Annotated in this window: 20 protein-coding genes; 10 read left to right on the plus strand and 10 right to left on the minus strand. The window is 64.4% G+C overall.

Annotated elements, in window-relative coordinates:
• Nucleotides 1-239 precede the first annotated feature (239 nt).
• A complete protein-coding gene (locus tag MESCI_RS10630) occupies nucleotides 240-629 on the minus strand; it encodes a c-type cytochrome (RefSeq protein WP_013529954.1) in 390 nt (129 codons plus the stop codon).
• 89 nt (nucleotides 630-718) lie between these two features.
• Entirely contained in the window at nucleotides 719-1,330 is a 612-nt protein-coding gene (locus MESCI_RS10635) for a thymidine kinase (protein WP_013529955.1), read from the minus strand.
• A gap of 237 nt (nucleotides 1,331-1,567) precedes the next feature.
• On the opposite strand from MESCI_RS10635, the gene MESCI_RS10640 reads away from it, so the two are divergent.
• The 3 genes from MESCI_RS10640 (at nucleotide 1,568) to choV (ending at nucleotide 4,670) form a co-directional block, all read left to right on the plus strand.
• Complete coding sequence (locus tag MESCI_RS10640; RefSeq protein WP_013529956.1) at nucleotides 1,568-2,503, plus strand: choline ABC transporter substrate-binding protein; 936 nt, start codon at nucleotides 1,568-1,570, stop codon at nucleotides 2,501-2,503.
• A gap of 134 nt (nucleotides 2,504-2,637) precedes the next feature.
• Nucleotides 2,638-3,492, plus strand: coding sequence for a choline ABC transporter permease subunit (gene choW / locus MESCI_RS10645; RefSeq protein ID WP_013529957.1), 855 nt, complete (start codon nucleotides 2,638-2,640; stop codon nucleotides 3,490-3,492).
• Entirely contained in the window at nucleotides 3,489-4,670 is a 1,182-nt protein-coding gene (gene choV, locus MESCI_RS10650) for a choline ABC transporter ATP-binding protein (protein ID WP_013529958.1), read from the plus strand. Before choW ends, choV begins: the two co-directional genes overlap by 4 nt.
• A 52-nt stretch (nucleotides 4,671-4,722) precedes the next feature.
• Here the strand turns inward: choV and MESCI_RS10655 are convergent, their stop codons facing one another.
• On the minus strand, nucleotides 4,723-6,129 hold the full coding sequence (locus MESCI_RS10655) for an ATP-binding protein (RefSeq protein ID WP_013529959.1): 1,407 nt from the start codon (nucleotides 6,127-6,129) through the stop codon (nucleotides 4,723-4,725).
• Nucleotides 6,126-6,842, minus strand: a complete 717-nt coding sequence (locus tag MESCI_RS10660; protein WP_013529960.1) for a response regulator — start codon at nucleotides 6,840-6,842, stop codon at nucleotides 6,126-6,128. The genes MESCI_RS10655 and MESCI_RS10660 overlap by 4 nt, the downstream gene beginning before the upstream one ends.
• Nucleotides 6,843-7,095: 253 nt before the next feature.
• Between MESCI_RS10660 and MESCI_RS10665 the strand changes: the two genes are divergently transcribed.
• The 4 genes from MESCI_RS10665 to clpS all read left to right on the plus strand — a co-directional run bounded on the left by MESCI_RS10665 (nucleotide 7,096) and on the right by clpS (nucleotide 8,697).
• Nucleotides 7,096-7,398 carry a hypothetical protein gene (locus MESCI_RS10665; RefSeq protein ID WP_024504541.1) on the plus strand — a complete coding sequence of 101 codons (303 nt, stop codon included), beginning with the start codon at nucleotides 7,096-7,098 and terminating at the stop codon, nucleotides 7,396-7,398.
• A 39-nt stretch (nucleotides 7,399-7,437) separates the two neighbouring features.
• The gene (locus tag MESCI_RS10670) at nucleotides 7,438-7,671 is read left to right on the plus strand and encodes a hypothetical protein (protein WP_013529962.1); all 234 of its coding nucleotides are present in this window, start codon (nucleotides 7,438-7,440) and stop codon (nucleotides 7,669-7,671) included.
• Between the two features lie 215 nt (nucleotides 7,672-7,886).
• Nucleotides 7,887-8,252: a hypothetical protein gene (locus tag MESCI_RS10675; protein ID WP_013529963.1), complete on the plus strand. Its 366-nt coding sequence runs from the start codon at nucleotides 7,887-7,889 to the stop codon at nucleotides 8,250-8,252.
• Between the two features lie 139 nt (nucleotides 8,253-8,391).
• Nucleotides 8,392-8,697, plus strand: coding sequence for an ATP-dependent Clp protease adapter ClpS (gene clpS / locus MESCI_RS10680; protein ID WP_013529964.1), 306 nt, complete (start codon nucleotides 8,392-8,394; stop codon nucleotides 8,695-8,697).
• Between the two features lie 54 nt (nucleotides 8,698-8,751).
• Here clpS and MESCI_RS10685 read toward each other — a convergent pair whose 3' ends face one another.
• The 4 genes from MESCI_RS10685 to MESCI_RS10700 form a co-directional block, all read right to left on the minus strand.
• Complete coding sequence (locus tag MESCI_RS10685; protein WP_013529965.1) at nucleotides 8,752-10,830, minus strand: membrane protein; 2,079 nt, start codon at nucleotides 10,828-10,830, stop codon at nucleotides 8,752-8,754.
• A gap of 63 nt (nucleotides 10,831-10,893) precedes the next feature.
• The gene (locus tag MESCI_RS10690; RefSeq protein WP_013529966.1) at nucleotides 10,894-13,716 is read right to left on the minus strand and encodes a DUF4159 domain-containing protein; all 2,823 of its coding nucleotides are present in this window, start codon (nucleotides 13,714-13,716) and stop codon (nucleotides 10,894-10,896) included.
• Nucleotides 13,713-14,675 carry a DUF58 domain-containing protein gene (locus tag MESCI_RS10695; RefSeq protein ID WP_013529967.1) on the minus strand — a complete coding sequence of 321 codons (963 nt, stop codon included), beginning with the start codon at nucleotides 14,673-14,675 and terminating at the stop codon, nucleotides 13,713-13,715. Before MESCI_RS10695 ends, MESCI_RS10690 begins: the two co-directional genes overlap by 4 nt.
• Complete coding sequence (locus MESCI_RS10700; RefSeq protein WP_013529968.1) at nucleotides 14,675-15,679, minus strand: AAA family ATPase; 1,005 nt, start codon at nucleotides 15,677-15,679, stop codon at nucleotides 14,675-14,677. Before MESCI_RS10700 ends, MESCI_RS10695 begins: the two co-directional genes overlap by 1 nt.
• A 154-nt stretch (nucleotides 15,680-15,833) precedes the next feature.
• Between MESCI_RS10700 and MESCI_RS10705 the strand changes: the two genes are divergently transcribed.
• The 3 genes from MESCI_RS10705 to MESCI_RS10715 are packed head-to-tail and all read left to right on the plus strand — an operon-like array spanning nucleotide 15,834 to nucleotide 18,360.
• Entirely contained in the window at nucleotides 15,834-16,463 is a 630-nt protein-coding gene (locus tag MESCI_RS10705; RefSeq protein ID WP_013529969.1) for a DUF1285 domain-containing protein, read from the plus strand.
• A complete protein-coding gene (locus MESCI_RS10710; protein ID WP_013529970.1) occupies nucleotides 16,463-17,098 on the plus strand; it encodes a CoA pyrophosphatase in 636 nt (211 codons plus the stop codon). Before MESCI_RS10705 ends, MESCI_RS10710 begins: the two co-directional genes overlap by 1 nt.
• Complete coding sequence (locus tag MESCI_RS10715) at nucleotides 17,095-18,360, plus strand: CCA tRNA nucleotidyltransferase (RefSeq protein ID WP_013529971.1); 1,266 nt, start codon at nucleotides 17,095-17,097, stop codon at nucleotides 18,358-18,360. Before MESCI_RS10710 ends, MESCI_RS10715 begins: the two co-directional genes overlap by 4 nt.
• Before the next feature lies 1 nt (nucleotide 18,361).
• Here the strand turns inward: MESCI_RS10715 and MESCI_RS10720 are convergent, their stop codons facing one another.
• Both MESCI_RS10720 and MESCI_RS10725 read right to left on the minus strand, forming a co-directional pair.
• The gene (locus MESCI_RS10720) at nucleotides 18,362-18,547 is read right to left on the minus strand and encodes a DUF1059 domain-containing protein (protein ID WP_013529972.1); all 186 of its coding nucleotides are present in this window, start codon (nucleotides 18,545-18,547) and stop codon (nucleotides 18,362-18,364) included.
• A gap of 233 nt (nucleotides 18,548-18,780) precedes the next feature.
• The gene (locus MESCI_RS10725; RefSeq protein ID WP_013529973.1) at nucleotides 18,781-19,041 is read right to left on the minus strand and encodes a DUF1344 domain-containing protein; all 261 of its coding nucleotides are present in this window, start codon (nucleotides 19,039-19,041) and stop codon (nucleotides 18,781-18,783) included.
• Nucleotides 19,042-19,303 lie beyond the last annotated feature (262 nt).

The raw sequence follows: 19,303 nt of genomic DNA on the forward strand, positions 1-19,303 counted from the left end.
GAAAGACGTGAAGACATGGGCGGCGTGAAAACAAAAGAATCCATCAGGGTCTTGAAAACCAGTGAAGGCGGGGGCCTGGCGTGATTAGCTTGCCTGCCAGCCGTAGTTCAGCTGTCATTGAACTTTCATGCGGCAAGCCGATCGCGCACGGATGCCTTTGTATTCGGCAAATCACTGAAGCAATCGCGGCCGCGATATGCGAGGGGAAAGCCGGTTTTACAGAGCTGACGAACAGCGGATCAGGGCTTGGGATCGGCCTTCAGATAGGCGATGACATTGGCGATGTCGTCGTCATTGGTCAGGCCGCCGAAGGCCATCTTGTTGCTCGGCACCTTCAGCTTTGGGGCCTTGAGATACTCGGCGAGATTGGCTTCATCCCAGACCAGGCCGGCGGCGCCGGCACTCTTCATCGCCTCGGAATAGTGGCCAAGAAAGCTCTCGGCGCTGCCGGCAGTGCGGCCAACGACGCCCAACAGATGCGGACCGACCTTGTCGCGGTCGGTGGCTGCGTCATGGCAGGCCATGCATCGGTTGAAGACCTTCTTGCCCAGGGCAGGATCGCCGCCGGCATGGGCTACGAGCGAGCTGGCAAGGAGAAGGATACTGGCGAACGAAGCGGCTCGAAGCATGGCTGACCCCGGGGAGCTCTGGCTGGCTGCGTTATAGTACCGAGCCCTTAAGAAACGCTGCATCGGGCCGGGGTCAAGGCCGCCGACCGTCAGCCCTTGATAAAGCCGATGAAGTCGTCTGGCGCGGCGCGGCCCATCTCTTCCTCCCAGTGGCGGCGGCAGAGCGAGACATAGACGTCCTTGCCGATCGCCACCTGCTCGCCCTGGCGCGCCACCTTGCCATCGGGGCCGAGGCGCACGACCATCGTCGCCTTGCGGCCGCATCGGCAGATGGTGCGCACTTCGCGCAAATCGTCGGCGATGGCCAGCAGCGCGCGCGAGCCGGAAAACAGCTTGCCCTGGAAATCGGTGCGCAGGCCGTAGCACATGACCGGGATGTTCAGCCGGTCGGCGATGCGGGCGAGCTGCCAGACCTGCTCTTCCTCGAGGAACTGCGCCTCGTCGACGAAGACGCAATGCACCGACGTATGCGCGTGATGAGCGGCGACGCGGGCGAACAGATCGTCGCCGTCGCGAAACATCTCGGCTTCCGTCTCCAGGCCTATGCGCGACGAGATCAGGCCTGTATCGCCCTTGCGGTAGTGGCCGGCGACGAACAGCATCGTGCCCATGCCGCGCTCGCGGTAATTGTAAGAGGCCTGCAAGAGCATCGTCGTCTTGCCGGCGTTCATCGTCGCGTAGTGGAAGTAAAGCTTGGCCATGCCGCTCTTTTAAGCCGACTTGGCCTGACACGGGGAGGGGCCAGAGCGGCATTCCCCTGAAAAAGCCGGCTGGCCAGACAAAAGCGCCTGATGTGTCGCTGATTGGCCAGCCCGCGCCGTTGATCGTGATTGTCTTAATGCTTGAAACCACACCAGAATGGTGTTTGGCTGACGAAACAAGGCGGGCACAGAAACCGTAGCTACGCTTCGCCAAAGAATCACAATGGGAGACTGTCTATGTCGCGTATGAACTCTTTCGTCGCCGGCCTCGGCCTGGCGGCTTTTTTGTCAACCAGCGCTGCCTACGCCGGTGATCCGGCAAGCTGCAAGGCGGTGCGCCTTTCCGATGTCGGCTGGACCGACATCCAGGCGACGACCGGCGTCGCCTCCGTGCTGCTGACCGCGCTCGGCTATGAGCCGCAAACGATCCAGCTGTCGGTGCCGGTGACCATGGCGTCGCTGAAGAACAAGGATCTCGACGTGTTCCTCGGCAACTGGATGCCGTCGATGACCAACGACATCAAGGACTATACAGCCGACGGTTCGGTCGAGACGATCAGCACCAACCTGACCGGCGCCGGCTACGGCATCGTCGTGCCGACCTATGTCGCCGACGCCGGCGTCAAATCGCTGACCGATATCGGCAAGTTCAAGGACAAGTTCAACGGCAAGATCTATGGCATCGAGGCCGGCAATGACGGCAACCGCATCATCCTCGACATGATCAAGAACCCGAAGGACAATCTCGAAGGCTTCGAGCTGGTCGAATCCTCGGAAGCCGGCATGCTGACGCAGGCCGAGCAGTCGATGAAGAACAATGAATGGATCGCCTTCCTCGGCTGGACGCCGCATCCGGTGATGGGCGCCATGAAGATCACCTATCTCGACGGCATGGGCGACAGCGGCTTCGGCGCCGCCACCGTCTACACCAATGTGCGCAAGGGCTACACCACCGAATGCCCGAACGCCGGCAAGTTCATCGCCAACCTGAAGTTCAACCTGGACATGGAAGGCGAGATGATGGACGCGATCCTCAAGGGCGGCGACGCCAATACGGTTGCAACCGACTGGCTGAAGAAGCACCCGGATGCCGTTGCCCCGTGGATTGCCGGCGTGACTACCTTCGACGGCGGTGACGCTGCCGCCGCCATCAAGACCGCGCTCGGAAGCTGAGCCGACTGAATTCGGCAAAGCCGAACCAGGAAGGGCAGCCATCTTAGAAAAGGCTGCCCTTTTTCATATCCTGTGACAAGATGACGACGGTCGAGGCCGAGGGGCAGGGCGGTCTCCTGCACGAGAGGGGCGATATGGATCCGATTTCGAAATTCATGGTCGATCACAAGATTCCGATCGGCGCCTGGGGAAAGGCCTTCTTCGGTTTCCTCACCGACAATTTCGACACTGTGTTCAGGGCCTTTTCGAATGGCCTCAATTTCCTGCTGGATGGGCTGGTCGGCATCCTCTTGATGGTGCCGCCGGTGCTGCTGGCGCTGATCATCGCTGTTATCGCCTGGCTGCTGCAACGCTCGCGACCGCTTGCCATCGGCGTCTTTCTCGGCCTGATCTTCATCATCAACCAGAACCTTTGGAAGCAGACGGTGCAGACGCTGGTGCTGGTCGTCGCGGCCGCTGCCATGGCCATGGCCATCGGCGTGCCGCTCGGCATCTGGGCAGCGCACAAGCCGAAGGTCTACCGCGTCATGCTGCCGGTGCTCGACCTGATGCAGACGCTGCCGACCTTCGTCTACCTGATCCCGGTGCTGACGCTGTTCGGCCTCGGCAACGCGCCCGGCCTCATCGTCACCATCATCTTCGTCATTCCGACCGCGGTCCGGCTCACGCATCTGGGCGTCGTCTCGGTGCCGAAGTCGATCGTCGAGGCCGGCGAGGCTTTCGGCGCCACCAAGAGCCAGCTGCTGTGGAAGGTGGAACTGCCGTCGGCGCTGCCCACCATCATGGCCGGCCTGACGCAATCGATCATGCTGTCGCTGTCGATGGTGGTGTTTGCCGCACTGATCGGCGCCGGCGGGCTCGGCACCGAGATCAACCGGGCGCTCGGCTCGCGCCGCATCGACCTCGGGCTTGAGGCGGGGCTTGCCATCGTCGTTTTGGCCATCGTGCTCGACCGGATGACCCGCATCGCCGTTGGAGGCAAGAAATGACCGTCGCCGTCGATTTCAGGAACGTCGATATCGTCTTCGGCGCCGACCAGGCCGGATCGCTGAAGATGATCGACGCCGGCGCCAGCCGCGCCGAGATCCTCGAAAAGACCGGCAATGTACTGGGCTGCGCCGGCGCCAGCCTGACCGTGAACGAGGGCGAGATCTCCGTTCTGATGGGCCTCTCCGGTTCGGGCAAGTCGACATTGCTGCGGGCGGTCAACCGGCTCAACGTGGTGTCGCGCGGCCAGGTGCTGGTCAAGGATGGCGACAAGACCGTCGATGTCGTCACCTGCGACGAGGCGACCTTGCGGCGCCTGCGCCAGAAACAGGTGGCGATGGTGTTCCAGCAGTTCGGCCTTTTGCCCTGGCGCACGGTGGAGGAGAATGTCGGTCTCGGCCTCGAACTGGCCGGCGTCCCGGAAGCCGAACGCAAGGAGCGCGTCCAACGCCAGCTCAAGCTGGTCAATCTCGACCAGTGGTCGAAGAAATATGCGCATGAGCTTTCGGGCGGCATGCAGCAGCGCGTCGGCCTGGCGCGGGCCTTCGCCACCGAGGCGCCGATCCTGTTGATGGATGAGCCGTTCTCGGCGCTCGACCCGCTCATCCGCACCAAGCTGCAGGACGAATTGCTGCAGCTGCAGACTGAATTGAAGAAGACCATCATCTTCGTCAGCCACGACCTCGAGGAGGCGCTGAAGATCGGCTCCCACATCACCATCATGGAGGGTGGGCGCATCGTGCAAACCGGCGCGCCCGAAGACATCGTGCTGCGGCCCGCCAACGACTATGTCCGAGACTTCATCGCCAATGTGAACCCGCTGTCGGTGCTGACCGCCTGGAACGTGATGCGCGACCGTCGCGATCTGGAGCACGGCAAGGACGGCTGGGTCTGGCTCGACCGCCGCAAGACGACGCGCTTCAAGATCGACGATCACGGGCTGGTTGCGGCGGCTGAACGCGACGGCAAGCCGGCGGTCTGGGTGTCGTGCGCCGACGTCGAAGGCCAATCCGAGGAAGCCGCGCAAGTGTTCTGGGCCAACCCGGGCACCTCGCTGAAAACCGTCATGCTGGCCATGCACCGTTCGCAGACCGCTCCGGTAGCGCTGTTTGACGACCAGTCGCGCTTCGTCGGCGCCATCGGCATTCGCGACGTGCTGAGCGCGGTGTTGCGGCGGTAGTTTCTCCGGAATCCAACGGCGGCGAGGCGCGGCGACCGGGCGCGCCTTGTTTTTATGCCGCCAGCGGCAGGCGCAGTTGCGTCAGCAGGCCGCCGCCGGGATTGTTGGACAGGCGGATCTCGCCACCTGCGGCGCGCGCGATGTTGCGGGCAATGGTCAGGCCGAGACCAAGACCGCCGGTCTGGCGGTTGCGCGATTGTTCGAGGCGCACGAACGAGCTGAACACGGCGTCGATCTGCGCCTGCGGTATGCCAGGCCCTTCATCGCGGATGGTGAGCAGGATCATGTCCTCCGACCGGCGCAGCGAAAGATGCGCCTTCTTGCCGTAGGTGACCGCGTTCTGCACCAGATTGGTGACGCAGCGCTTGAGCGCGACCGGCCGCGCCATGCAGATCAGCCCGCGCGAACGGGTCTCGTCGTCGAACGATACGTCGTCATAGCCGTCGGCGATCGATTCCACGAGCGACCAGAAATCGATGCGTTCGTTCTTTTCCTCGGTCACTTCGAAGGTGGCAAAGTCGATCACCGAACTGGCAATGCTCTCGACATCGGCGAGATCGTGGGCCAGCGCCTCGCGGACCGCCGATTTGCGCAACAGCTCCAGGCGCAGGCGCATCCTGGTCATCGGCGTGCGCAGGTCATGCGCCAGTGCCGCCGCCAGATGTTCGCGGTCCTCGACATATTCGCGCAATCTCGCCTGCATGGCATTGATCGCCTTGGCGGCGGCACGCACCTCGCGGCTGCCGCTCTCGGCGATCGGCGGGCTCTTCAGATCCTTGCCGATCCGGTTCACGGCGGTTTCCATCATCCGGTAGGGCGCCGTCAACCGGCGCAGTGACCAGATCGACATGATCACCACCAGCCCTGCGATCAGCGAATAGAGCGGCAGGCTGTCGAAACTCAGGATCGGGCCGACGGGCGTGATCGGTTCGGTGAAATTCAGCCATTGGCCGTCGGCGAAGCGCAGCGATGCCGTCAGCTTGTCGCTCTGGGCGAAGTCGGCGGCCAGCACCAGAAGGTCGCGCTCGACCTGGCCGATGTCGGGTCCTGGCGTCGTGCCGTCCGCGTCGTCGGCCTCGCGCGTCGCCGGATCGCGGCGCACGCGTGCATCGGTGATGCCGAATTTGGACAGCCGGCCGACGAGGATGTCTTCGAGTTCGGCCAGTTCGTCGTCGCCGGCGATCGACGAAGTGACCGCCGGCGTGTCCGAAACGGTGAGCGCGTAGGTGGAGTTGAACAGGCCGGTCGCCGTCGCCTTGCGCTCGTCCGGACTGGCGTCATGCATGAGCTGCACCAGCGAGAAGGCACGGTCGTTGAGCCGGTAGAGGTCGACGACGTCGTTGGCGGCAGCGCGGTCGCGCGAGACGATGTAGAGGGTCGCGACCTGGCTGATCAGCAGGCCGGCAATGACGATCAGCAGCACCCAGACAGGCAAGGTCTGCGGCAGGAAACGTCTCATTCGGAGGTCGTCTCGGGCAGGAACTGGTAGCCGCCGCTGCGTACGGTCAGGATCAGCTTGGGCGTCTTCGGGTCGTCCTCCATCTTGCGCCGCAACCGGCTGACCAGGATGTCGATGCTGCGGTCGAAGGAATAGTCGCTGTCGCCGCCGGACAGTTCGATGAGCTGGTCGCGGGTCAGCACACGCTGCGCACTCTTGACGAAGGTCTGCAGCAGGTTGAATTCGGCCATGGTCAGCTCGACCCTGACATCGTCGGGTGCGATCAGCCGGCGCCGGGCACAGTCCATCGTCCAGCCAGCGAAGCGGTAGATCTGCTTGGTGGTGGCGCGCTTCGGCTCGGCGGCGCCATTGCGCCTGAGCACGGCCCGGATGCGCGCCAAAAGCTCGCGCGGGTCGAAGGGCTTGGGCACATAGTCATCGGCGCCCATTTCCAGGCCGACGACGCGGTCGGTCGTCTCGGTGACGGCGGTCAGCATAATGATCGGCGTCGAATACTGGGCGCGCAGGTCGCGGCACAGCTCCAGCCCGCTTTTGCCGGGCAGCATCACGTCGAGGACGATGAGGTCCACCTGGACGCGCCGCAGGATGGTCTCCATCTCGATGCCGTCGGCGGCAACCGAGGTGTGCAGGCCCCGCTTCTGGAAGAATTCCTGCAGCAGGTCGCGGATGCCCTTGTCGTCGTCGACGATCAGTATGTGTGCATCGGATTTCACAGCAGCCCTGTCATTGTTGCCAAGCCCTTCTGTCCTTGATTGCCAAGCCCTTCGGTCGCAACCCACACGATAGAATTCAGGCCATATGTTGGCCAGTGGCTATGATGGGGTTCACACCGGCTTTCTCAGACACACTCCAGAAACAAAATTCTACAGTTCAGAAAAACTCCTGAAAAATTTCAAAGGCATAACTGATCTCGTGGCGGTCAGGTCATCGGCTGCGACGCTAGTCTCCGGGTTTACGGATAAACCGATGCCAAGGTTGTCGATCAGTTTGTTGGGTGCGTTGCTGGGCTTCTGCCTGGTCACTGCCGCTGTCGGACAATCGGACGCAAAGGCGACGCTCACAACCCGGAGCGAACGGTGCGCCAATCTCAGCCACCAATTTGATGAAGCCCTCGAAACCCATGCCACGGCAACGCAGGTCACCGCGGCAAAGGCACTTCAGAGAAAGGGCAACCGGTACTGCGCCGCCAAGAAACAGGCACAGGGCATCCGGATGCTCGCCAATGCTTTGAAGCTGCTTGGAGTGACGCCGAACGACCCGGTTCAGTAACGCTCCGAAACTTGACCCGCATAAAAAGGAAACGAAGCCATGAAAAAGTCCATCCTCTCCGCAACCGGTCTCGCCGTCGCTCTCGCTTTCGCGATGCCGGCTCTCGGCAACGCCGCCGCCACCACGACCGCTGCTCCGGCTGCTTCGACGACCACCGCTCCGGCGACTGCCGCTCCGGCCAAGGCTGCTCCGAAGAAGGTCGTCAAGAAGACCGTCAAGAAGCACAAGAAGGCTGCTGAGAAGGCCGTCAAGAAGGACGCCCCGAAGACCTGATAAGGTCCGGCATAAAATGCCGGCCTGTTGACCAAGGCCGCTCCAGCTGGTTTCGGTTGGAGCGGCCTTCTTCCTGTCCGAGCCGCTGAAGCCCTGACATCGGCGATGAAGCGGTCGATGGGTTCAACTGATCTTTGGCGAAGTCTGGCACCGGCAGCTTCCGCCTCGACTGACACTTAACCCGTTTGCAACGCCGGCCGTGTAGGACAATCCGCATGAAGAAGCGGCTTTCGTCCATTTTGCGCTCGATGGTGATCGGCGGTCTGGTTGCCACCGGCCTCGCCAGAGTGCTTATCCTGTTCACCGCCAGCCCGGTCCCCGATCCGGCCAGCGGACGCACCGAGCCTTCGCTGTTCGCGCCGGCGATTTCCACCAACTGGGACTACATAACGCCGGCACAGACCTGGCTGCTGGTCGTGCTGACCGGCGCGACGTTGATCTGCGTCGCCGCGTGGCCGATCGCGACCTGGCTGGAACGCCGGGCGGATGCCGGCGGAAACCGTTTTCGGTCCGATATACCGCCCGCTGCGGCCGTGCGGCAGATTCCCGGCCGTCGCATGTTCGGCCGCCAAGGCCGTTGAACGGCAACCGACACCTTCCCACATGATTGTGAATGGCCGCGTCGGCGGACACCGGTTTCGCGCGTCGATCAAAATGGACGACCGTTTTCACCGGTGCCAGAATGGCGGTCACATCGCTTACGCAAAACTGTCGGTTCCGATGCCTGAAATCACCACAAAACCGCGTACCCAGATCAAACCGCAAGTCGAACGGCCAAAACTCTACAAGGTCATCCTCATCAACGACGATTTCACGCCGCGCGAATTCGTGGTGACGGTGCTGAAGGGCGAGTTCAAACTCAGCGAGGACCAGGCGCACCGGGTGATGATCACTGCGCATCGGCGTGGCGTCTGCGTCGTCGCCGTGTTCACCAAGGATGTCGCCGAGACCAAGGCGACGCGCGCCACCGATGCCGGCAAGGCCAAGGGCTATCCGCTGATGTTCACGACGGAGCCGGAGGAGTAGAGCAGGGGGCTTTCCCTTCTCCCACAACAAGGGAGAAGGAAAAAGAGCGCCGCGCTACCGTCCCTCGCGGTACCACATCGAACCCATTGCCAGAAGCAGCAGGCCGAGGCCGAGGAAGCCGCCGAACAGCGGCACGCGCGAGACGGCTTTGAGCACGCTGTCGTCTGTCGTGCGCAGGCCGATCCAGTCGCTGCCGGATGCGGCACCAGCCGAGCGCACCGGCACGATGGAAGGCAGCGTCACGTCGCTGCCAAGGGCTGTGGAAGACGCCAGCCGGCGCACGCTGCCGCCGGTGGCTTCCGCCGGCGCCTTCAACCGGTTTTCGGTGGAAATGACGTCGGCGAATTCCGGTGCGTTGACCGGCCCGACATGGGCGAGCGCGGTGAGGTCGCCATTGGCGACCTGGTAGAGCCCGATCTCGCTGGTCTCGACGCTGCCGAGGAAGACCCCGGGCTCGGCTTTTTCGAGCTTGACCGTCAAGGTTTTGCCGGACGGAGTGATGATCTGCGCGGCGCCGGGATCGTCGGCCATCGTCTGGCGGCGGATTTCCAGCACCATGCCACGACCATCGGCGGTCAGCCGCTCCTCCTCGAGCTCCGGCTCCTTCATCAGCCAGTGCGCGATGCGCCGATAAAGCTGGACATGCGGGCCGCCGCCCTCGAAGCCGCGCGCCCACAGCCAGCCCTGATCGGACAGCAGCATGCCGACGCGGCCTTCTCCCTTGCGGTCGAGCAGCAGCAGCGGCCGGTTGTCGGCGCCCTTCATGACCACTTCGCCTTCCGGGTTCTGCACGCCTATGGTGCGGAACCAGCGGCTCCAGTGCGGCGGCTCGGTGGCCGAGCCATCGAGCCCACGCGTCACCGGGTGGCGCTGGCCGAGTTCGGTAAGGCGCGGATAGAAGGCCTTGTCGACAACTTCGCCGGTCGGCATCGCCGGCAGGGCGGCCATCAGCGGCGTGCGCGCGATCGAGCTTTCGCCGGCATATTCGGGGCCGGCCGCGATCAGCAGCGCGCCGCCCTTTTCGACATATTCGGAGATGTAGTCGTAATAGAGGATCGGCAGCACGTCGCGATGCTGGTAGCGGTCGAAGATGATGAGGTCGAAATCCTTGATCTTCTCGACGAACAGTTCGCGGGTCGGGAAGGCGATAAGCGACAATTCGTTGATCGGCGTGCCATCCTGCTTTTCCGGCGGCCGCAGGATGGTGAAATGGACAAGATCGACCGAGGCGTCGGATTTCAGCAGGTTGCGCCAGGTGCGCTCGCCGGCATGCGGCTCGCCGGAGACGAGCAGCACACGCAGGTTCTCGCGAATGCCGTCGATCAGTGCGATGGCGCGGTTGTTGGTGTCGGTCAGTTCGCCCGGCTCGCGATCGATGGCGAGTTCGACGATGTTGCGGCCGGCACCCGGAATGGTGACCTGCAGCGGCATGGCCTGGCCAACGGTGGCGTGCTCGACGGCGACCTGCTCGCCATTGACCGAGACGCGCACATCGACCGGGCCAGTCTCGTTTTCGGTCGAGATGACGCGGTAGGTCATGTCGAGCGGCTTGCCAACAAGGCCGAAGCGCGGCGCGTTCTCGAAGCGGATGCGGCGGTCCTTTTCGTGGTCGTTGCCGGTGATCAGCGCATGCAGCGGGGCGTTGAAATCGGGCGCGCCCGGCGGCGCGTCATGGACCTCGCCATCGGTGATCATGATCGCGCCGCCGATGCGTGACGGCGGCACGTCGCGGAAGGCGCCTTCAAGCGCGCCGAACAGCCGTGTCTCGGTGCGCTCTTCGGCGGCCTCGGATTTGCCGGCCTCGACGACCCGCACGTCGAACTGCTTGAAGCGGCCAAGCCGCTGCTGCAGCCCGGCCAGCGCCTCGTCGGTCTGCTTGGTGCGATCGCCGATATCCTGGCTCTGGCTGCGGTCGACGACGAGGGCGACAACGCTTTTCAGCGGCTCGCGCTCCTCGTTGAGGAACACCGGGTTGAACAAAGCGGCGGCGAGCGCCAAAAGGGCGATGAAGCGGAAGACCGAGCCGCGCTGGCGAAACCACAGGCCGACAAGCGCCAGCAGCGCCAGCGGCACCAGCGCCAAGGCCAACAGGGGCCAGGAGATCAGCGGTTCGAAGGAAATCGACCAGTTCATTCCTTACCCTCCTCTTTTTGGGGAGGGTTTATCCGCGACCGGAGGGCACCAAACAAACTCATCTTACTGCCCCAGCCGTTCGAGCAGTATGGGCACGTGCACCTGGTCGGATTTGTAGTTGCCGGTCAGCATGTACATCATGATGTTGACGCCGGCGCGCAGCGCGTAGACGCGCTGCATCGGGTCCGCCGGTACGGTCGGCAGCAGCGGATCGCCATTCTCGTCGACTGCCCAGGCGCCGGCAAAATCATTGGCGGTGATCATGATAGGCGAGACGCCGTCGCCGGTGCGCACCGGCCGGTTCTCGGCATTGCTGGCGTCGAGCGACGCCTCGACCCAAAGTGGGCTGCCGGCGAAGCGGCCGGGGAATTCGGGCAGGATGAAGAAGGATTTGGTCAGCACGTGGTCGGACGGCACCGGCTCCAGCGGCGGCACGTTGAGGTTGCCGAGGATGTCGCGCAGCCGCTCCGTCGCCGGGCTGGTCGAATCGGCGCCGATGCCGTTGGCGAACTGGTCGCGGGTGTCGAACAGCACCGTGCCGCCCTGCTGCATATAGGCGTCTATGCGGGCGATGGCGGCCTGGCTCGGCATCGGGGCCGCCGGATCGATCGGCCAGTAGATCAAGGGATAGAACGACAGCTCGTCCTTCGAGATGTCGACGCCGGCTGGCGCGCCCGGTTCAAGGGCCGTCTTTTCGACCAGGAAGCGGGTCAGGCCCTCGAGCCCGGCACGGCTGATCGAATCGTCGCCCGGCACGCCAGTCAGCACATAGGCGATGCGGGTCTTCGAAATCGCCTCGATGGCAATTTCGTCACCCGGCTTGGCGTCGTCTGCGCGGGCAAGGTCGGCATGACCGAACAAGCTACCCAGCGCAATCAGGACCGCGGCGGTGGTTGCCATGGCACCGGCGCGGCGCGGTCGGCGTGAGAACAGGCCGCCCATCCAGAACACTGCCAGCGTATCGAGCAGCATCAGCACCAGGGCGGCTGCGACCAGCGCGCCCTTCAAATTGCGCGATTCGTCAAAGGCATACTGGATCGAGGTGACGGGAACAGTGATTTGCGGGCGCACCAGCGGGGCCAGCGTGCTGTCGGCTTCAAGCAGATTATGGGCAAACACACCCGTCTCGGAACCATAAAGGCCGGGCGGGTTTTCAAAAGTCACCGGCAGCGCGCCGGCGCCCGGTACAAGCGGCCGTGCATCCGGCGTCGGCGGCACCAGCGAGCCGTCGGCTGCAATCATGCGATAGGGCGCCAGCGACGCCGCGGCGGCTTCGGCATTGGCGATGGCCGCGCCCTGGTTGCGCGACAGCTGCACGATGCGGCGCAGCATCTCGACGAAGCTGCCGGAGATCGGCAGGTTCGACCAGGTTGCCTCAGGGGTGACGTGGAACAGCACCAGCGTGCCCTTGCCTTTCTTCAGTCCGGTGACCAGCGGCGTGCCGTCGGCAAGGGCCGCCCAGGTGCGCTCGACGATATCGGGTGTCGGCTCGGCCAGCACCTGTCTGCTGACAGTGACCTCGGTCGGCGGCGCCAGATCGGCGAACGGGCCGGCCTTGGGGAATTCGGTGACAGGCTGCGGCGACGTCCATGACAGCGCGCCGCCGAGCGAACGCTCGCCGGTGCGCAGGCGGACCGGCAGCAAATCGTCGTCATCGCCCGCCGTGGCCAGCCGCGAACCGGCGAAACGCACCAGCGTGCCGCCATTGTCGACCCAATCGACAAGTCTCTGCCGGACCTGTCCGGGAATGGTGCCGATATCGGCCATGACAATCATCGCGGGCTTCTGGTCGAGGATCTGCGGGATGGCGTCGGCGAGGTCGGCGCTGGAGGGTTCGACCAGATCGGCGAAGGGCTGCAGCGCCCGCCTGATGTAGTAGAGTGGCGACAAAAGCGGCTGCGCCTGGTCGGCCTCGGCCTGCGACAGCAGCCCGACGCGGCGGCGCTTGGAGCTTTCGTCGAGGACGCGCACCGCACCGGCCTGCCGCTCGCCGTCGAGCGCGATCGAAGCGAAGTCGTTGCGCAATTCGAACGGCACCGCCATGGTGCCGGTGGCGGTGGTTTCGCCAGGCGAAAAGGTCAGCGTCGCATCGGCGATGCGGCGGCCCTTGTCGTCGAAGGCGCCGGCGGTGACCTGCGCCGGGGCAGGGTCGCCCGGCGCGCGGATGGCGGTCAGCGCAAAGCCGTCGACCTGGTTGTCGGCGGCGGTCAGGCCCGTCAGCGACAGCCTGTCGGCGGTTGCCCAGACGACACGGGCGGCATTTTTCGACAAAAGCGTGTTGAAGGCGGCTTCATCGCCTTTTGCCGCCAGGCCGTCGGCAAGCACGGCGACACTGGCCCCGGGCAAGGTCTCCAGCACGCCGGCGATGCGGGCATAGACGGCGGGCCGGTCGGTCGGGATCGGCCGCGGCTTGGCGGCGCGCAGCCGGTCAAGGGCGGTGGCGGCATCGAACGGGCCGATCTCGGCATTGGCTTTTTCGGCGGTGAAGGCGATGACGACCGGCACGCCGTTGGAGCCGGCGTCGTTGATCAGCCGCTCGGCGGTGGCGACGCGTTTGCCCCAGTCGGCGGCACTTGCCCAGTCATTGTCGATGAGCAGGGCAAGGGCGGCTCCTTCGGCCGGCAGCTTTTCACGCGGATTGAAGACCGGGTCGGCCAATGCCGCGACGATGAGGGCCGCCATCAAGAGCCTGAGCAGCGTCAGCCACCACGGACTCTGCTGCGGCGTCTCCTCGCGCTTCAGTACGCGCGCCAGGATCTTCAGCGGCGGGAAGATCTCGGTCTGCGGCTTGGGCGGCGTCAGCCTGAGCAGCCACCAGATCACCGGCAGTGCCAGCAGGCCCCACAGCACCATGGGGGCGCCAAAGGAGAGCGGCAGCCAACTCATGCGACAGCCTTTCCTGGCCGATCGCCACCAGCGATGCCTGCACGACCGCCAGCGGTCGGCCTGACCGAGGGGCCATCAGTGGTCATCGCCATGTGCAGTCGCACCAGCGCGTCGGAGGCGAGCCGATCGGTGTGGTTGACGGTAAAGCTCCAGCCAAGCCGCTTGCACCAGGCGGCCAGTTCGTGGCGGCGGGCGGTGTAGAGCAGGCGATACTCATCACCCAGCATTTCGGCGCGGCCGGCGGTCAGCTTGTCGCCGGTCTCGGGATCGGTGAATTCGGTGCGGCCGGCATAGGGGAAGGTCTCCTCGGCCGGGTCGGCGACCTCGATCAGGTGGGCGCGCACGCCGTGGCGGGCCAGCACGTCGAGCCAGGCCATCGTCTCCTCGACGGGATCGAGGAAGTCGCTGACGATGACGATGTCGCAGAAGCGCCTGATGTCGGACAGGTCGGGTTTTGCCGGCAGCTCGCCGGCATGCATCAACTGGGCGGCAATTCGTTCGGCGCCGTTGCGGGCGGTGAACGGGTCGGTGAGGCCCGGCCAGGCGATGCGTTCGCCGCTGCGCGACAACAGCTCGGCCATGGCCAGCGCCAGCACCAGCGCGCGCGATTGCTTGGAAACGCTGGCGCCTGTCGATTTGTAGAGCATCGACGGCGAGGGGTCGGCCCACAGCCAGACGGTATGGGCGGCTTCCCATTCGCGGTCGCGCACATAGGTGTGGTCGTCGCGGGCCGAGCGGCGCCAGTCGATGCGCGAGGAATCGCCCTCGACATAGGGCCGGAACTGCCAGAAATTCTCGCCGATGCCGCGCTTGCGGCGGCCGTGCCAGCCGGCGATCACGGTGTTGACGATACGGCGCGCCTCGACCAGCAGGTCTGGCACAAGCGAGGCCCGCAACCGGCCACGGGCGAGCGCGTCGCGCGTCGCTGCCGGAGCCTGGACCTCGCCGATGCGCGGCATCAAATCCCTTTCACGAGTTTCGCCACCACGTCACGCACGCTGGTGCCTTCGGCGCGGGCGGCGAAGGTCAGCGCCATGCGATGCTGCAGCACCGGCTCGGCCAGCGCACGGACGTCGTCGACCGAGGGCGCCAGCCGTCCGTCGTAAAGCGCGCGCGCCCTTGTGCACAGCATCAGCGCCTGGCTGGCGCGCGGGCCGGGACCCCAGGCGACGTTCTTATCGGTCTCGGCATTGCCTTGGCCGGGACGCGCCGAGCGCACCAGCGTCAGGATCGCCTCGACGACGCTTTCAGGCACCGGCATGCGGCGGATCAGCGTCTGGATCTCCTTCAGCCGCACCGGCTGCAGCACGTTTTGCGCTTTCGCGTCCTCGATGCCGGTGGTTTCCAGAAGGATGCGGCGCTCCGCCTCGATTTCGGGATAGAGGATGTCCACCTGCATCAGGAAGCGGTCAAGCTGTGCCTCGGGCAGCGGATAGGTGCCCTCCTGCTCCAGCGGGTTCTGGGTTGCCAGCACGTGGAAGGGCGCCGGCAGGTCATGGCGGGCGCCGGCAATGGTGACGTGGTATTCCTGCATGGCCTGCAGCAGCGCCGACTGAGTGCGCGGCGACGCGCGGTTGATCTCGTCGGCCATCAGCAGCTGGGCGAAGATCGGCCCGGAGATGAAGCGGAAGGAGCGTTTTCCGGTCTCGTCCTGCTCCATCACTTCGGAGCCGAGGATATCGGACGGCATCAGATCCGGCGTGAACTGGATGCGACGCGAATCGAGGCCGAGCACGATGCCAAGTGTTTCGACCAGCTTGGTTTTGGCGAGACCCGGCACGCCGACCAAAAGCGCATGGCCACCGGCCAGCAGCGCCACCAGCGTGCGCTCGACGACGCTTTCCTGTCCGAAGATGACCCGGCCGACCCCGTCGCGGATCCGGGAGATGTCGGCAAGCGCCTTCTCGGCCTCGGCGATCATGTCCTTTTCGCTGATCGGGCTTTCCTTGACCATCACGCTCATGCCGCATCGATCCTTGTGGTTGGAATACCATGGCTGGAACAACGGCTGCACCATACCATAAGTTGCCGCGATTCGGCCTCGCGTGGCGCCTACATCGAAACTTAAATCACAGACTTAGGCTGACAAGCGGAACAACAGTGACTATTTCGTGACCATGACGGGACCCTTGGGACATCGTGAAGAAAGCCTGACTGATGCCACCGAGGCGCGTGGTCTCGAGGCGCTGATCTCGCGCGCCGCCCGTGCCGGCAAGGGCGCGGCACCTGTCGAACGCTGGAATCCCGACTTCTGCGGCGATCTGGACATGGAGATCAAGGCCGACGGCACCTGGTTCTATCTGGGCACGCCGATCGGGCGCATGCCGCTGGTGCAGCTTTTCTCCTCGGTGCTGCGCAAGGACGCCGATGGCAGGACCTATCTGGTGACACCGGTAGAAAAGGTCGGCATCCGCGTCGCCGATGCGCCGTTCATCGCCGTCGAAATGGACGTTTCGGGCAGCGGCGAGGCGCAGACAATCACCTTCCGCACCAATGTCGGCGACGTGGTCGAAGCCGGGCCGGAACGGCCGCTGCGGTTTGTCGATGAGAACGAGACCGGCGGGTTGAAGCCCTATGTGCTGGTGCGTGGCCGTCTGGAGGCGCTGGTGGCGCGGCCGGTGATGTATGAACTGGTCGGGCATGGCGAGGAGATCGAAATCGGCGGCGAGACGATGTTCGCGGTGCGCTCCAAGGGCGCCGTGTTCCCGATCATGCCGGCGGACCAGTTGAAGCGGCTGAGCGCGTGATGGACCAGGTGACGCCGGCGCCGTTTTCATCCGCGGATTTTCGCGCGCGCTTTGCCGTGCAGCCCGATGCGCATGCAGGCGACGACGACTATGGCGACCATCGCTTCAACCCCGGCCATCCGCGCCTCAACCAGGGCAAGGCGCTGCGCAATGCCGCGGTGCTGATCCCGGTGGTCGATCATGAGGGCGATGCGACGGTTCTTCTGACCAAACGGGCCGAAAAGCTGCGCAGCCATTCGGGGCAGGTGGCCTTTCCCGGCGGCACTATCGATCCGACCGATCCGAGCCCTGAGGCGGCGGCGCTGCGCGAGACCTTCGAGGAGATCGGGCTTGGCCGAGATCGCATCGAGATCATCGGCCGCATGCCCGACTATGTCGCCGGCAGCGGCTACCGCATCGCCCCGGTGCTTGGCATCGTGCGGCCCGGTTTCCAACTGACGCTCAACGCAGACGAGGTCGATGCCGCTTTCGAAGTGCCGCTGCGCTTCCTGATGGACCCGGCCAACCACAAGCGCGACAGCCGTATGTGGAACGATCTCGAATGGTTCTTCTACGACATGCCTTACGGCGACCGGCGCATCTGGGGCGTCACCGCCGGCATCCTTCGTACTCTCTATGAAAGGCTCTATGCGTGAGTGTCTCGATCGCGGGCAGGGCCGATTGGCTCACCGACAAGCATCTGCAGCGCCTGTTGTTCGCACTGGCCGAAGGCGGTGAAGAGGCGCGAGTCGCCGGCGGCGCGGTGCGCAACACGCTGATGGACCAGCCGGTCGCCGACATCGACATCGCCACCACCTGCTTGCCGGAGGAAACTCTCCGCCGCGCCGAAGCGGAAAGGTTCAAGGCGGTGCCAACCGGCATCGAGCATGGGACAATCACCGTGGTTGCCGGCGGAAAGCCCTATGAAATCACCACCTTGCGCGCCGATATCGAAACCGACGGGCGGCGCGCGAAAGTGTCGTTCGGGCGCGACTGGAAGCTCGATGCCGAGCGGCGCGACTTCACCATCAACGCGCTCTATGCCGAGGCCGATGGCAAGGTGGTCGACCTGGTCGGCGGCATTGCCGACATCGAGGCGCGCCGGCTGCGATTCATCGGCGACCCGGAAGCGCGCATTCGCGAAGACTACCTGCGCATCCTGCGCTTCTTCCGCTTCTTCGCCTGGTACGGCGACGGACGGCCGGACGCCGAGGGGCTGAAAGCCTGCGCCCGTCTGAAGGAAGGGCTGGCCCAGCTTTCGTCCGAGCGCATCTGGTCGGAACTGAAGAAACTTTTGTCGGCGCCCGATCCGTCACGGGCGCTGCTTTGGATGCGGCAGGCAGGTGTCTTGACCGCGGCGCTGCCGGAAAGCGAGAAATGGGGTATCGATGCCATCCATGGGTTGGCCAAGGCCGGCAAGGATCTGGGCTGGGCACCCGACCCGCTGCTCAGACTGGAAGCGATCGTGCCGCCCGATGCCGCTCGCATGAAGTCGCTCGCCGAGCGGCTCAAACTCTCGACCGCCGAAGCGGATCGCCTGCGCCACTGGGCGCTCGCCACCGCCGTCGAGCCGAAGACGACCGAGGGCGAACTGGCAAAAAGGCTCTATCGCGGCGACCGGCAGGGGTTTGTCGACCGTCTGCGGCTGTCGCTTGCGGCAGCCAGGATGCGCGCCGTCGAGGACAATGAGGCGCTGCTCGAAGCCGGTGGCTTTTCGCGCCTGCTTGGCTTCGCCACCAAATGGGAAAAGCCGTTGTTTCCGCTGAAAGGTGCCGATCTGACGGTGCTCGGCGCAACTCCAGGCCCGAAACTCGGCGAAATCCTGAGGAATCTCGAAGCGGAATGGGTCGAAGCCGGGTTTGCCCCTGATCGCGACGCGCTCCTCAAGCGCGCCGCCGAAGCCTTGCAGGCCGGGTAGATCAGGCCGCGTCGCGGGTCTTTTCGATGCGCGAACGGATCGCCTCGATCATCGTCTCGCGGATGACCGTCTCGCCATGTGTCTCGCGCATGTGCTCGACGGCACGGCGCATGACCTCGGCTTCCTCGTCGGCACGTGTGTGCCAGTCACAGCCGGGCACGAGCGACCCGCAGTGAAATTCCTTCATGAGATTTCTCCTTTTCCTCCGTGGAGCCTGGTCGAGGCTCCGGCACTTTTTTTGGCTCATGTCCGGTTCCAGGGTTGAAACCGCGGACCGCGAACGGGTGAGAAGCATAACACAGATGGGGTGGTATTGGTTGCCGTCAACGGCAAAAGGGCGGAGCAGCATCGCTCCGCCCTCTAAACACTACCCCGAAACAGGGCCAGACATCGTCTCGTCCCGTTTTGGCGGGCAGGCCTTCACTTGGCGATCTTGACAGCCTCGGCAATCTTTTTCTTGCCGCTCATGTCCCATGAGACACGGACCTTTTCACCGACCTGCAGGCCAGGATCCTTGAAGGTCTTGGGAAGCGTAAAAGACGATCCATCGTCGAGGACCAGGCTCATGGCCGTCGTGTCAAAGGTCTTGATCGTCCCGGTGGTGTGCTTGACGGCGGCGAACGCCACCGAACCGGAAGCGAGAAGGGCAGCGGCGGCCGCCGAAACAATGATCTTGCGCATTGCGAAGTACTCCTGGAAAGGCGGGTATCTTTTTGACGAAGATGTCCCGCGTCGTCTTGGGCCGTCCGGTCGCGTCGGGTCGCGGCTCGCTTTGTCTTGACGCAATTCCGGTCGGAAAGCCGTTTCGCACTTTCCTGAAATTGCGCGCAGGCGAACCGCCGGCGCTTCCCGACCCCGCGCCACAAATAGACCAGTCTTTTCAAGAGCCTATTAGACGAAAAAGAAATTTTTCGCCGCACCGTGTGCCACATTCCATGCCCAT

Origin of the sequence: Mesorhizobium ciceri biovar biserrulae WSM1271 (assembly GCF_000185905.1) — a bacterium.
Classification (GTDB): domain Bacteria; phylum Pseudomonadota; class Alphaproteobacteria; order Rhizobiales; family Rhizobiaceae; genus Mesorhizobium; species Mesorhizobium ciceri.